Origin of the sequence: Microbispora triticiradicis (genome assembly GCF_005864065.1) — a bacterium.
Taxonomy (GTDB): Bacteria; Actinomycetota; Actinomycetes; order Streptosporangiales; family Streptosporangiaceae; genus Microbispora; species Microbispora triticiradicis.
This window is the reverse complement of the sequence record NZ_VANP01000005.1, coordinates 495,804-508,619: the sequence shown is the minus strand read 5'-3', so window position 1 is coordinate 508,619 and position 12,816 is coordinate 495,804. Positions and strand designations below refer to the sequence as shown.

Sequence of the window (12,816 nt, the reverse complement as noted above, 5' to 3'; positions counted from 1 at the left end):
GACCATGAAGACCTTCGAAGAGCTGTTCGCCGAGCTGACAGACAAGGCCCGGACCCGGCCCGCGGGGTCCGGCACCGTGGCCGCGCTGGACGCCGGCGTCCATGCCATCGGCAAGAAGGTCGTCGAGGAGGCCGCGGAGAGCTGGATGGCGGCCGAGCACGAGTCGGCGGAGCGGGCGGCGGAGGAGATCTCCCAGCTCCTCTACCACGTCCAGGTGCTCATGCTGGCCCGCGGGATCGGGCTGGACGAGGTCTACAAGCATCTGTAGCCGCCGCGGCGGCCCCGGATGTCCTGAATCTCATCGACCTCGTCCTGCCTGGAAGGATCTTTCACTCATGCTGCGCATCGCCGTACCGAACAAGGGCGCGCTCTCCGAGGGCGCCCAGACCATGCTGAAGGAGGCGGGCTACCGCCAGCGCAGGGACAGCAAGGAACTCGTGGTCGTCGACTCCGAGAACTCCTGCGAGCTGTTCTTCCTGCGCCCCCGCGACATCGCCGTCTACGTCGGCGAGGGCACCCTGGACGCCGGCATCACCGGGCGCGACATGCTCTTCGACTCCGGGGCGCCGGCCGAGGAGGTCATGCCGCTCGGGTTCGGGCGGTCCACGTTCCGCTTCGCCGCCCCGGCCGGCGCCCACTCCGGCGTCGCCGGCCTGTCCGGCCTGCGCATCGCCACCTCGTACGCCGGGCTGCTCGGCAAGTACCTCGCCGACCAGGGCGTGGACGCCCGGGTGATCAAGCTCGACGGCGCGGTCGAGACCGCGATAAGGCTCGGCGTCGCCGACGCGGTGGCCGACGTGGTGGAGACCGGCACGACGCTGCGCAACGTCGGGCTCGAGGTCTTCGGGGAGCCGATCGCGCACTCCGAGGCCATCCTGATCAAGCGGGCCGGGGCGCCGGAGGCCAACGGCTTCCAGCAGCTCATCCGCCGCCTGCAGGGCGTGCTGGTGGCCCGCGACTTCGTCATGATCGACTACGACATCCGGGCCGAGCGCATCGACGAGGCCATCTCGATCACCCCGGGCATGGAGGGACCGACCGTCTCCCCGCTGCACCGCGAGGGCTGGGTGGCGGTGCGGGCGATGGTCCCGCGCAAGGGCCACCAGCAGGTCATGGACCAGCTCTGGGAGATCGGCGCCAAGGCGATCCTCGTCACCGCCATCTTCGCCTGCCGCCTGTGACCCGCGGGGCCGGCCGCACGCGATGACATTTGTCATCGCGGAGGCCGGAGGCATCCCACTGCCGCGTTTCCCGGCCCGCTTCTAGTTTTGTCGTCATGAACGCCATCTCCTTCACGGACGTCACCAAGAGGTACGGCGACGTGCTCGCGGTCGACGGCCTCGACCTGGAGGTCCCGGCCGGCAGCACGGTCGCGCTCCTCGGGCCGAACGGGGCCGGGAAGTCCACCTCCATCAACATGCTGCTGGGCCTGCTGAGGCCCTCGGCGGGCGAGATCCGGGTCTTCGGCGAGCCGCCGGAGACCGCCGTCGCCCACGGCGAGATCGGCGCGATGCTCCAGGAGGGCGAGCTGATCCCCGAGCTGACCGTGGCCGAGACCGTGGACTTCGTCCGCCGGCTCTACCCGAACCCCCTGCCGCGCGAGGAGATCCTCCGGCTCGCCGACCTCACCGAGCTGGCCGGGCGGCGGGCGAACCGGCTCTCCGGCGGGCAGACCCAGCGGGTCCGCTTCGCCCTGGCGGTCGCGGGCGGGCCGAGGCTGCTGCTGCTCGACGAGCCGACCGCGGCCATGGACGTCGAGTCCCGCCGTACGTTCTGGGAGAACATGCGCCGATACGCGGCGCAGGGGCGCACGATCCTGTTCGCGACGCACTACCTGGAGGAGGCCGACGAGAACTCCGACCGGGTCGTCGTGATCGCGCGGGGGCGGGTCGTGGCCGACGGCACCGCCGCCGAGATCAAGGCCGGGGTGGCCGGGCAGACGGTGAGCTTCCGGCTGGGCGACCAGCCGGCCGCCGGGCTGGAGAGCCTGCCGGGCACGACCGGCGTGGAGCTCCAGGCGGGCCGTGTCACGCTGCGCACCACCGACCTCGACTCGACGGTCGAGGCGTTGTACCGGAAGACCACCCTCGACGTGCGCGATCTCCAGGTCCACGGGGCCGATCTGGAGGACGCCTTCCTCGCTCTCACCAAGGAGTCGTGACGATGACGCACTACCTGAAGGTCGAAGTGCTGCGCATGCTGCGCAACAAGCGGTACGTCATCTTCGTCGTCGCCTTCCCGCTCGGCTTCTACCTGCTGTACTCGAACCTGTGGGGCGCGCAGACGGACGAGACCACCGGGATCAAGGGCAGCGTGCTGCTGATGGTCAACATGGCGGCGTACGGCGCGCTCGCCTCGTCGGTGATGTCCACGGCCGTGCCCTGGGCGCAGGAACGGCACAGCGGCTGGCTGCGGCAGCTCCAGATCACCCCGCTGCCCGCCTGGGCCATCCTCGCGACCAAGCTCGTCGCGTCCCTGCTGCTGGTGCTGCCCGCGCTGGTGCTGGTGGGGCTTGCCGCGGTGCTCACCCAGCACGTGTCGCTGCCGGCGGGGCAGTGGGCCGGGCTGCTCGCGTTCATGTGGATCGGGACCATCCCCTTCGTGGCGCTCGGCCTCGCCATCGGCTCGATGCTGCGGCCCGACACCGCCCAGCCCGTGGCCATGATCTCCATGTTCGGCCTGGCCCTGCTGGGCGGCCTGTGGTTCCCCACGTCGCTCATGCCGGAGGCCATGCGGAACGTCGCCAGGGTGCTGCCGTCGTACGACTACGCGGGCATCGGATGGCGCATCGTCGCCGGGCAGGCGCCGTACGGGCCCGACGTGGCGGGCATCGTCGCCTGGGCCGTCGCGCTGGGAGCCGTCGCGGTGTTCGTCTACCGACGTGCCGTGGTCCGCGCCTGATCCGGAGAGGGGCGGCGCGATGAGCCGGCTGGCCAGGATCTTCAGCTTCGGCGGACCGGACGACGGCCCGTACCGCCTGCGGCGGCTGATCGGCATGTCGCTCGGCCTGATCTACCTGTTCTACCCGGTGGCCGAGGTGATCGACGGCAGGGTGGGGACGGCGCAGGCGGTCTGGCGGATGGTCGCGCTCGCGGCCTTCGTGAGCGTCTACCTGACGGTCGTGCTGGGCCCGCGCGGCCTCGGCCACCGTCCCCGGTGGATATTCCCCCTGCTCGCTCTCGCGACCCTGATGGGGGCCGCCTTCCCGCTGGTGTTCCACAGCGAGAGCTGGCTGACCCTGCCGGTCTACCTGGCCGTCGTCTACGCGATGGCCCTGCCGCCCCGGCGCGCCGTGCTCGGCATCGGCGCCATGGCGGCGCTCCTGATCGCCGACGGCCTGGTGATCGGCGCCGAGGACGGGCTGCTGTGGATGCTCGTGCTGCAGACCGCCACCCTCGGCGTGCTGTTCATGAGCGTCCGCAACACCCGCGTCCTCATCGGCAAGCTCAAGGAGGCCCAGAGCGAGGTGGCCAGGCTGGCCGCCGCCGAGGAGCGGCTGCGGATCGCCCGCGACCTGCACGACCTGCTGGGACACGGCCTCTCGCTGATCGTGCTGAAGAGCGAGCTCGCCCGCCGGCTGGCCGAGCAGGGATCGCCGAAGGCGGCCGGGGAGGTGGCCGACATCGAGGCGGTGGCGAGGCAGGCGCTGCTCCAGGTGCGCGAGGCCGTCACCGGCTACCGCCGCAGCTCGCTGCCGGAGGAGATCGACGGCGCCCGCGCCGCGCTGGCCGCCGCCGGGATCGCCCTCACCGCCCGCACGTCCGGCGCGCCGCTGCCCGAGGACCTCGACGGCCTGTTCGGCTGGGCCGTGCGCGAGGCCACCACCAACGTCGTACGGCACGCCCGGGCCACCCGCTGCGAGATCACCGTGTCGTACGGCGAGCGGGGCGCCGTGCTGGAGGTCGCCGACAACGGCCGCGGCGGGCCGTACCGGCCGGGCAACGGCCTGACCGGGCTCGGCGAGCGGGCGCGCGCCGCGGGCGGCGACCTGGAGGTCGAGAGCGGCGGGCGGGGGTTCCGGGTGCGGATCAGGGTCGCGCCGCCCCCGGACCTCACCCGCCCTCCCACTCCGGAGATCGCCGCGGATAGGTTGGCCGAATGATCAGGGTCGTGCTGGCGGAGGACCAGAGCATGGTCAGGGGCGCGCTGGCCTCGCTGCTCGGTCTGGAGCCCGACATCGAGGTGGTCGGGGAGGCGGCGAACGGCGACGAGGCGGTCGAGGTCGCCGAGGCGACCCGGCCGGACATCGCGCTGCTGGACATCGAGATGCCCGGCAGGGACGGCATCGCCGCCGCCGAGGAGCTGCGCCGGCGGGTCCCCGGGTGCCGCGTGGTGATCCTCACGACCTTCGGCAGGCCCGGCTACCTGCGCCGGGCGATGGAGGCCGGGGCGGTGGCGTTCCTGGTCAAGGACAGCCCCGCGCGCGACCTGGCCGCCGCCATCCGGCGGGTGCTCCGGGGAGAGCGGGTGATCGACCCCGGGCTGGCCGCCGCGGCGCTCAGCGCCGGGCCGAACCCCCTGTCGCCGCGCGAGCGGGACGTGCTGTCGGCCGCCGCGGACGGCTCGACCATCAACGACATCGCGCTGCGGCTGCACCTGTCGGAGGGCACGGTGCGCAACTACCTGTCGGCGGCCATCCAGAAGACCGCGGCGCGCAACCGCATCGAGGCCGTCCAGAAGGCCCAGGCGCAGGGCTGGCTCTGACCCGCCGCCGGCCGGGTCAGCGGGCGGCCTGGATCTCGGCGACGTGGCGCAGCAGGTCGCTGATCCGGACCACGCCCATGCACCGGCCCACCTCGTCGACCACCACCAGGTCGTCGTACGCGCGGGTGTTGTCGCGCCCGGCCACCTGCATGGCCGCGATCGCCGGGGTGGTCTTCGCCACGATCTTCGGGGCGTCGGCCAGGCGGCTGGCCGGCTTCTTCGCGTGCAGCGCGTGGCCGTACGCCCCGGCCATGAACAGCAGGAACCGGCTGCGGTCGACGCTGCCCTGCGGGCGCTGGTACTCGTCCACCAGCACCACGCTGGTGATCGAGGGCTCCGCGCTGAGCACGCCCACGACCTCCTCGGCCGTCGAACCGGCCGGCAGCGTCACCGCCGGGAGCAGGAACTCCTGCACGCGTGGTCCCAATCCGTAGGCACCCGGTCCGGTGAGGCCCGGCGCGGCCGGGACGGCCTCGGCCTCCGGCACCGGCAGCGGCACGTGGACGCGGTTGTGGCCGTGGGAGGGCCGCCAGTCGAGCGGCGCGAGCAGGGGCCCCTGAGCGAGCCTGATGCCCCAGCCGCGCACCGCCGCGAGCTGCGTCTCCTCGCGTACGCCGGGGGCGAGCACGTGCGCCCCGGCGCCGCGGGCCAGGCGGACGAGCGACTCCACGAGCGCGCCGCGCCGGGGGTCGCGCGCTCCCCGCGCCACCAGATCGCCGGAGAGCGCGATCACGTACGGCGCGGCGTCGGCGAGCAGGTCGAGCGGCAGCGGGGCCGTGCCGAGCTCGCCGAAGGCGACGAGGTAGCCCACCGCGCGCAGACCGTCGATCCCGGACAGCAGGGCGGTCCGCCCCACGGCCGCCAGGTCGCCCTCGATCATCAGGATGACCTCGCGCGGACGGCGGTTGCACATCCGCAGCGCCTCGTGCAGCGGCGCCGTGCCGGCCGAACCGGCGGCGACGACGGTGGCGGAGATCGGCAGCACCAGCGGCAGCGCGGTCTCCTCGCGGGCCGCGGCCAGCACGCCGTTCACCGTGTCCGCCACGCCCCCCACGCCGCCGGGGTCCTCGGGGACCACCTGGACGGCGATCGCGCCACCGGTGTCGAGGTCGACCACCGGCAGGAACAGCGGGACGGCCGGGCGGAGCGGAGTGCCGTGGCGGATTTCGTGGTGAGTTCCGTGGGGAGTCCCCGGGGTGAAGGGCGAGGGCAGGGGCCCGGTTGCGGAGGCGGCGGGGGTGTACCGCCGCACGAGGCCCGCCGGGTGGTGTCCCTGCGGGTCGTCCGGGTGGTACGCCGACGGGGCGCCCGGGAGGGACGCGGCGACCGGCGACGCCGGGGAGGAGGGGAGCGTCACGGGGTGAATTGTGGGACGACTCCCGGGGGCCGTTGACGCTTACAGTGGGAAATTCACCTACATTTCCCCATCAGTTGGAGGGAATCCGGCAAACGACCACACCGGTAGTCTGATCAGCCATGACGGGACGGCCCGCCGCCGGAGGCGGCAGATGGGTCTCGGTGGCCCCCGAGCGGCTCGCGGGCTGGATCGAGCGCTTCGCCGTACGGCACGGCCCGATCGAGGCGGTCACCCTGCCGGACGTCGTGCGTCTCGACGCGGCCGACGGCGCGGTCGCCGAGTGCCATGTGCCGTTCCCGCCGCTGCGCCCGCCGTCCGCCACGCTGTCCGTCGCGCCGGGCCTGGCGCCTCCCGGACTACCGGCCCCGGCGGCGGCACTGGTGGCCCACGCCTGCCGCGAGCGGACCGTCGGCGTGCTGCTGGCCCGCCTCGGCGGGCACGCCGCCGGTGTCTTCACCGGCACCCGCCTGGTCGCCGCCAAGGCCGGGTCGCGTCAGGTCCACGGGCGCAGCGCGGCGGGGGGATGGTCCCAGCAGCGCTTCGCCCGGCGCAGGGACAAGCAGTCGGCCGAGGCGCTGGGGGCCGCCGCCGACGTGGCCTTCCGGCTGCTGACGCCGCGGCTGGCCGACCTGGAGGCGCTGGTGCTCGGCGGGGACCGGCGGGCGATCGACGAGATCCGGGAGGACCGGCGTCTCGCGCCGCTGTTCGCCCTGGAGGCCGGGCCGTTCCTCACCGTTCCCGATCCCCGGCTGGCGGTCCTGGAGGGCGCCCCGGACCTGTTCCGCGCCGTACGGATCCGGCTGCTCGACCCCTGACCGGCGGGCGGGCGCTCGCCGCAGCCGGCGGCGGTGACGGCGGCACTACACTTGAGCCCATGAGCGCTCCCGACTGATCGCTCCCGGCACCGGTCCTGTCCGCATCATCCACGGGAGTGTCCCCTTCATCATGATCATCGCCACCGACGTCGAACTTCGCGCGGGTTCCCGCCTGCTCATCGAGGGCGCCTCGTTCCGGGTGAACCCGGGCGACAAGATCGGGCTGGTCGGGCGCAACGGCGCCGGCAAGACCACCCTCACCAAGGTCCTCGCGGGCGAGGGCCTGCCCGCCACGGGCTCGGTCACGATCTCCGGCAGCGTCGGCTACCTGCCGCAGGACCCCCGTACGGGAGACCTGAGCGTGCTGGCGCGCGACCGGATCCTGTCGGCCCGAGGGCTCGACGAGGTGCTGCGCGAACTGCGCGAGGCCGAGGCCGGGATGGCCGCCGACGACCCGCGCGTGCGCGACCGGGCGGTGCGCGCGTACGGCCGGCTGGAGGACCGCCTGCACGTCCTCGGCGGTTACGCCGCGGAGTCGGAGGCCGCGTCGATCGCCTCCAGCCTCGGGCTGCCCGACCGGGTTCTCGGCCAGCCGCTGCAGACCCTCTCCGGAGGGCAGCGCAGGCGGGTCGAACTGGCTCGAATCCTGTTCAGCGGAGCGGAGACTCTCCTGCTCGACGAGCCCACAAACCACCTCGACGCGGACTCGATCGGCTGGCTTCGCGATTTTTTGCGTTCCCACCAGGGCGGCTTGGTGATCATCAGCCACGACGTCAACCTTCTTGAAGCGACGGTAAACCGGGTGCTCCACCTGGACGCGAACCGCTGCGTCATCGACACCTACAACGTCGGCTGGAAGGCCTACCTGACCCAGCGGGAGACCGACGAGAAGCGGCGCAAGCGGGAGCGCGCCAACGCCGAGCGGCAGGCGTCCGCCCTGCTGTCCCAGGCCGACCGGATGCGGGCGAAGGCCACCAAGGCCAAGGCGGCCCAGGACATGGAGCGCCGCGCGCGGCGGCTGCTCTCGGGCGTGGAGGGCGAGCGCCGGTCGGACCGCGTCGCCAAGCTGCGCTTCCCCCAGCCGGCGCCCTGCGGCAAGACGCCGCTGACGGCCCGCGGCCTGTCCAAGTCGTACGGCTCGCTGGAGGTGTTCACCGACGTCGACGCCGCCGTCGACCGGGGCTCCCGGATCGTCATCCTGGGCCTGAACGGCGCGGGCAAGACGACCCTGCTGCGCCTGCTCGGCGGCATCGAGAAGCCCGACACCGGCGAGGTCCTGCCCGGCCACGGGCTCAAGCTCGGCTACTACGCGCAGGAGCACGAGACCCTCGACGCCGGGCGCACGGTGCTGGAGAACATGCGCTCCGCGGGCCCCGACCTCGCCGACGTCGACCTGCGCAAGGTGCTCGGCTCGTTCCTGTTCACCGGAGACGACGTGGACAAGCCGGCGGGGGTCCTGTCCGGCGGTGAGAAGACCCGTCTGGCGCTCGCCACGCTGGTGCTGTCGAGCGCCAACGTGCTGCTGCTGGACGAGCCCACCAACAACCTCGATCCGGCCTCCCGCGATCAGGTGCTCACCGCCCTCGGCTCCTACACGGGCGCGATTGTGCTGGTCACCCATGACGAGGGCGCCGTGGAGGCGCTGAAGCCGGATAGGGTGATTCTGTTGCCAGACGGAGTAGAAGACGCATGGAGCGACGAATTTTCCGATCTTGTGGCGCTTGCCTGATCTTAATTTGAGCGGGTAGGGATCTTTTCCCGCGGAGTAGGTAGCCGATCCCGTCGAAATGACTGATCATGGGCTGAAGTAACGCTGCGGAAGTCTGGCACTACAGGAGGTACTCGTGGCCGAGACTCTGAAGAAGGGCACCCGGGTGACCGGGGCCGACCGGGAAAAGCTGGCCAGCGATCTCAAGAAGCGCTATTCCGCGGGTGAGAGCATCCGCGCTCTGGCCGCTTCCACTGGCCGGTCGTACGGGTTCATCCACCGCATCCTGAGCGAGTCCGGAGTGACTCTGCGCGGGCGCGGCGGCGCGACCCGGGGCAAGTCCAAGCGCTAGATCCACCTCAAGACGCGCGACCGCAGCCGCTCGTTCCTGTGAGAGTGAGTGGTCGGGTCCAGCTAACCAGAACGTCGTTCGGTAGGCTCGGGCACGACCGCGGGTCGAACAGGAGCGCGGACGCCCGGCACGGGCGGTGCGCCGCACCGGACCGGCCGTGCGAGGCGACGTGGCTCCTCACCGAAGGCAGGAGCAGGCATGGCGGAAGCGGCAGTGGGGGGGGATCCGGAGCACGCCCGCGAGACGGGCGGCGGCTCCGATGTGTCGACGGTCTCGGCGGCCGCGCCGGCCGAGATCGGACTGCGCTGCGAGGTGGACGGCGAGATCGCGACCGTCACCCTGGACCGGCCGGACAAGCGCAACGCACAGACGTTCGCGACCTGGTCGGCTCTGGCCCGGATAGGGGACACCCTTCCGGAGCGGGTGAGAGTGGTCGTGGTCAGAGGCGAGGGGCCGTCCTTCTCAGCCGGAATCGACCTGCGCATGTTCACGCCCGAGGGGGTACCCGGGCAGGAATCTTTCGCGAGCGCCGCGGCGCTCGGCGACACCGAGCTGGAACGGCTGATCGCGGAGGCACAGAGGGGTTTCCTGTGGCTGCGCAGGCCGGAGATCGTGTCGATCGCGGCCGTGCAGGGTCACGCCATCGGGGCGGGTTTTCAGCTCGCGCTCGCGTGTGACCTGCGGGTCGTCGCGGACGACGTGAAGTTCTGCATGAAGGAACCCGCGCTGGGGCTGGTTCCCGACCTGACCGGGACCAAGCCCCTGGCCGACATCGTCGGGGTTCCCCGCGCCATCGAGATGTGCCTGACCGCCCGTGTCGTCGGGGCCGAGGAGGCCGTACGGCTCGGCCTGGCCGAGATCGCGGTGCCGGCGGGCGAGCTCGGCCAGACCACCCGTGACCTGGCCGCCGCGCTGCTGGCCACCGACCACGCCGCCGCGACCGCCACCAAGCGCCTGCTGAGGGCCGCGCCGGGGCGCACCCTGGAGGAGCAGGCCGCCGCCGAACGGGCCGAACAGGTGGCGCGCATCCGCGCACTGTTCGCTGGGAGCTGACGGGGGAATCGGGGGAGTCCTCCCATCGCTGCACGGCCTGGGAGGATGTACGGCATATGTCGATGATGAACGGGGGCTACGGCTTCCAGGTGATGCGGTCCCTGCGGCGTGACAGCTCCGTGACGAAGGAGCGCATCGCGCCGGGGACCGTCCGGCGCATCGCCGGGTACGCGCGGCCCTTCCGGGCGCAGATCGCCGGATTCCTCGCGCTGGTGGTGGTCGACGCGGTCATCGTGGTCGCCAACCCGCTCCTGATGAAGTCGATCATCGACGACGGCATCATCCCGAAGCGGGTCGAGGTGGTGCTGTGGCTCGCCGTCACGATCGCCGCGCTGGCCGTCGTGGACGCCGGGCTCGGCCTGGCGCAGCGCTGGTTCTCCGCGCGCATCGGCGAGGGCCTGATCTACAACCTGCGCACGGAGGTCTACGACCACGTCCAGCGCATGCCCGTGGCGTTCTTCATGCGGGCCCAGACCGGCGCGCTGGTCTCCCGGCTGAACACCGACGTCATCGGGGCGCAGCGGGCGCTGACCAGCACGTTGTCGTCGGTGGTCTCCAACGTGATCAGCCTGGTGCTGGTGCTCGGCACCATGATCGTGCTGTCGTGGCAGGTCACGCTGGTCGCGCTGGTCCTGTTACCGATCTTCATCTTCCCCGCCAAGTGGGTCGGCCGCCGGATGTCGGCGCTGACCCGCGAGCAGATGCAGCTCGACGCCGAGATGAGCTCGGTGATGACCGAGCGCTTCAACGTGGCCGGGGCGATGGTCGCCAAGCTCTACGGCAGGCCGGACGACGAGGCGGCGTACTTCGCCGAGCGGGCGGGCCGGGTCCGCGACGTCGGCGTGATCGTCGCGATGTACGGCGCGGTGTTCCGCATCGCGCTGGGGCTGGTCGCCGCGCTGGCCACCGCGCTCGTCTACGGCCTCGGCGGCACGCTGGCGATCTCCGGGGTGTTCGCGCTCGGCACCCTGGTCGCCCAGTCGTCCCTGCTCATGCGCCTGTACGGCCCGTTGACCAGCCTGTCGAACGTGCACGTCGACGTGATGACCGCGCTGGTGAGCTTCGACCGGGTCTTCGAGGTCCTGGACCTCAAGCCGATGGTCGCCGAGAAGCCCGGCGCGCGGCCGATCCCCGGGGGGCCGGTGACGATCGAGTTCGACGACGTGCGCTTCCGCTACCCGGCCGCCTCCGACGTCTCGCTGGCGTCGCTGGAGTCGGTGGCCCGCCCGGACACCGGCCCCTCCCAGGAGGTGCTGAAGGGCGTGTCGTTCACCGCCCGCGAGGGCGAGCTGGTGGCGCTCGTCGGCCACTCGGGCGCGGGCAAGACCACCATCACCTCGCTGGTCTCCCGGCTGTACGACGTGGACGAGGGAGCCGTGCGGATCAACGGGCTCGACGTCCGCGACGCCACCCTCGACGGCATCAGGGACACGGTCGGGGTGGTCATGCAGGACGCCCACCTGTTCCACGACACGATCGGCAGCAACCTCCGCTACGCCCGTCCCGACGCCACCGACGAGGAGGTCTGGGAGGCCCTGCGCGCGGCCCAGATCGCCGACCTGGTCAAGAACCTGCCCGAGGAGCTGGAGACGGTCGTCGGCGACCGCGGATACCGGCTGTCGGGCGGGGAGAAGCAGCGCATCGCCCTGGCCCGCCTGCTGCTCAAGGCGCCCCGGGTCGTCGTGCTCGACGAGGCCACCGCGCACCTCGACTCCGAGTCCGAGGCGGCGGTGCAGCAGGCGCTGAAGACGGCCCTGCGGGGACGGACCTCGCTGGTGATCGCCCACCGGCTGTCGACCATCCGCGAGGCCGACGCGATCCTGGTCATCGAGGACGGCCGGGTGGTGGAGCACGGCCGGCACGAGGAACTGCTGAAGAAGGGCGGCGCGTACGCCGAGCTGTACCGCACCCAGTTCACCGGCTCAGGGGGCTCAGGCGGCTCGGGACGCTAGCGGTATCCGAGACGGGCCAGTTCCTCCCTGGCCACCTTCTCCACCAGCTCGGCGTCCTCGCCGGACAGGCGGCTGCGCCAGCCGCCCGGCCGGGGGATCGTCGCGCCGTACAGCGCGATCATCGAGACCTTGGTCTCCAGGAAGGACGACACCGCGTCGATCGCCTCGCCGGGCGCGGCCACCAGGTCCTCGTACCTGAGCGTGAGCAGGTGCTCGGCGGGCAGTTCGCGGCGCAGGGCCGCGCTCAGCCGTACGGCGCCGCGCCAGCGCAGGGCGCACTTGCCCGCGGCCGGCATCTCGGCCCAGCGCTGCCGGTGCTCGGCCGAGCGCACGCCGAGGAACGGGTTGGGAAACTCGGCGTCCTCGCTCAGCATGTGCGGCTTGACCCAGGCCATGCAGGCGGGATCGGCCAGCATGTCGGCGACGACGTCGCGGCCGTCGCGGATGACCTGGATGAACCGGGCGTCCGGAAACGCCCGCAGCAGCACCGGCGTGCTGTAGATCAGGTCGGGACTGGCGTCGCCGAACCGCGACAGCGCGTCCGGCCCGACGCAGGGCCCGGCGCCGATGATGCCGCCGGCCTCCCGGCAGGCGGTCGTGCACTCCGCACAGGAGGCCGGGACGACCTGCCAGGCCTCCGCCAGCACGTCGCGCAGCACCCGGGGCGCCCCGCCGCTACGGGCGATCGAGGGCCTCCGGGCGAAGGCGTAGACGACCCGGGTCACCGGGCCCCTGCCCATGGTCACGTGGAAGCCGGGGGAGCGCTTGAGCGCACGGCCCAGCAGGTCCGCGCCGGAGTGCGGGGCCGCGATCACGAACACCGGGCGACGGACCTTGACGCCGTTGACCACGAGGATGTGCGTCGGAGGTCGCAT

General features: G+C 72.4%; 13 protein-coding genes. 11 read left to right on the top strand and 2 right to left on the bottom strand.

Going from position 1 to position 12,816, the window contains the following annotated elements:
* Positions 1-4: 4 nt before the first annotated feature.
* From FED44_RS16400 to FED44_RS16375, 6 genes are all read left to right on the top strand, one after another.
* Positions 5-268, top strand: coding sequence for a phosphoribosyl-ATP diphosphatase (locus tag FED44_RS16400; RefSeq protein ID WP_117410040.1), 264 nt, complete (start codon positions 5-7; stop codon positions 266-268).
* Between the two features lie 67 nt (positions 269-335).
* The gene (hisG, locus tag FED44_RS16395) at positions 336-1,181 is read left to right on the top strand and encodes an ATP phosphoribosyltransferase (protein ID WP_138461186.1); all 846 of its coding nucleotides are present in this window, start codon (positions 336-338) and stop codon (positions 1,179-1,181) included.
* Positions 1,182-1,276: 95 nt separating this feature from the next.
* Complete coding sequence (locus FED44_RS16390; protein WP_117410038.1) at positions 1,277-2,161, top strand: ABC transporter ATP-binding protein; 885 nt, start codon at positions 1,277-1,279, stop codon at positions 2,159-2,161.
* Positions 2,162-2,163: 2 nt separating this feature from the next.
* Positions 2,164-2,901: an ABC transporter permease gene (locus FED44_RS16385; RefSeq protein ID WP_117410037.1), complete on the top strand. Its 738-nt coding sequence runs from the start codon at positions 2,164-2,166 to the stop codon at positions 2,899-2,901.
* Between the two features lie 19 nt (positions 2,902-2,920).
* Positions 2,921-4,102 carry a sensor histidine kinase gene (locus FED44_RS16380; RefSeq protein WP_117410036.1) on the top strand — a complete coding sequence of 394 codons (1,182 nt, stop codon included), beginning with the start codon at positions 2,921-2,923 and terminating at the stop codon, positions 4,100-4,102.
* Entirely contained in the window at positions 4,099-4,704 is a 606-nt protein-coding gene (locus tag FED44_RS16375) for a response regulator transcription factor (RefSeq protein WP_117410035.1), read from the top strand. The genes FED44_RS16380 and FED44_RS16375 overlap by 4 nt, the downstream gene beginning before the upstream one ends.
* Positions 4,705-4,720: 16 nt before the next feature.
* On the opposite strand, the gene FED44_RS16370 is transcribed toward FED44_RS16375, so the two are convergent.
* Complete coding sequence (locus FED44_RS16370; protein WP_244301986.1) at positions 4,721-6,061, bottom strand: EAL domain-containing protein; 1,341 nt, start codon at positions 6,059-6,061, stop codon at positions 4,721-4,723.
* A gap of 119 nt (positions 6,062-6,180) precedes the next feature.
* Between FED44_RS16370 and FED44_RS16365 the strand changes: the two genes are divergently transcribed.
* From FED44_RS16365 to FED44_RS16345, 5 genes are all read left to right on the top strand, one after another.
* On the top strand, positions 6,181-6,876 hold the full coding sequence (locus FED44_RS16365) for an acVLRF1 family peptidyl-tRNA hydrolase (protein ID WP_138461185.1): 696 nt from the start codon (positions 6,181-6,183) through the stop codon (positions 6,874-6,876).
* Between the two features lie 130 nt (positions 6,877-7,006).
* On the top strand, positions 7,007-8,605 hold the full coding sequence (locus tag FED44_RS16360) for an ABC-F family ATP-binding cassette domain-containing protein (RefSeq protein WP_117410033.1): 1,599 nt from the start codon (positions 7,007-7,009) through the stop codon (positions 8,603-8,605).
* A gap of 115 nt (positions 8,606-8,720) precedes the next feature.
* Complete coding sequence (locus tag FED44_RS16355; RefSeq protein ID WP_030904785.1) at positions 8,721-8,936, top strand: helix-turn-helix domain-containing protein; 216 nt, start codon at positions 8,721-8,723, stop codon at positions 8,934-8,936.
* Positions 8,937-9,134: 198 nt separating this feature from the next.
* Positions 9,135-9,989: an enoyl-CoA hydratase/isomerase family protein gene (locus tag FED44_RS16350; protein WP_117410032.1), complete on the top strand. Its 855-nt coding sequence runs from the start codon at positions 9,135-9,137 to the stop codon at positions 9,987-9,989.
* 56 nt (positions 9,990-10,045) lie between these two features.
* Entirely contained in the window at positions 10,046-11,941 is a 1,896-nt protein-coding gene (locus FED44_RS16345; protein WP_138461184.1) for an ABC transporter ATP-binding protein, read from the top strand.
* Here the strand turns inward: FED44_RS16345 and FED44_RS16340 are convergent.
* A complete protein-coding gene (locus tag FED44_RS16340) occupies positions 11,938-12,816 on the bottom strand; it encodes a sulfotransferase family protein (protein WP_117410030.1) in 879 nt (292 codons plus the stop codon). The two genes, FED44_RS16345 and FED44_RS16340, sit on opposite strands and share 4 nt — an antisense overlap.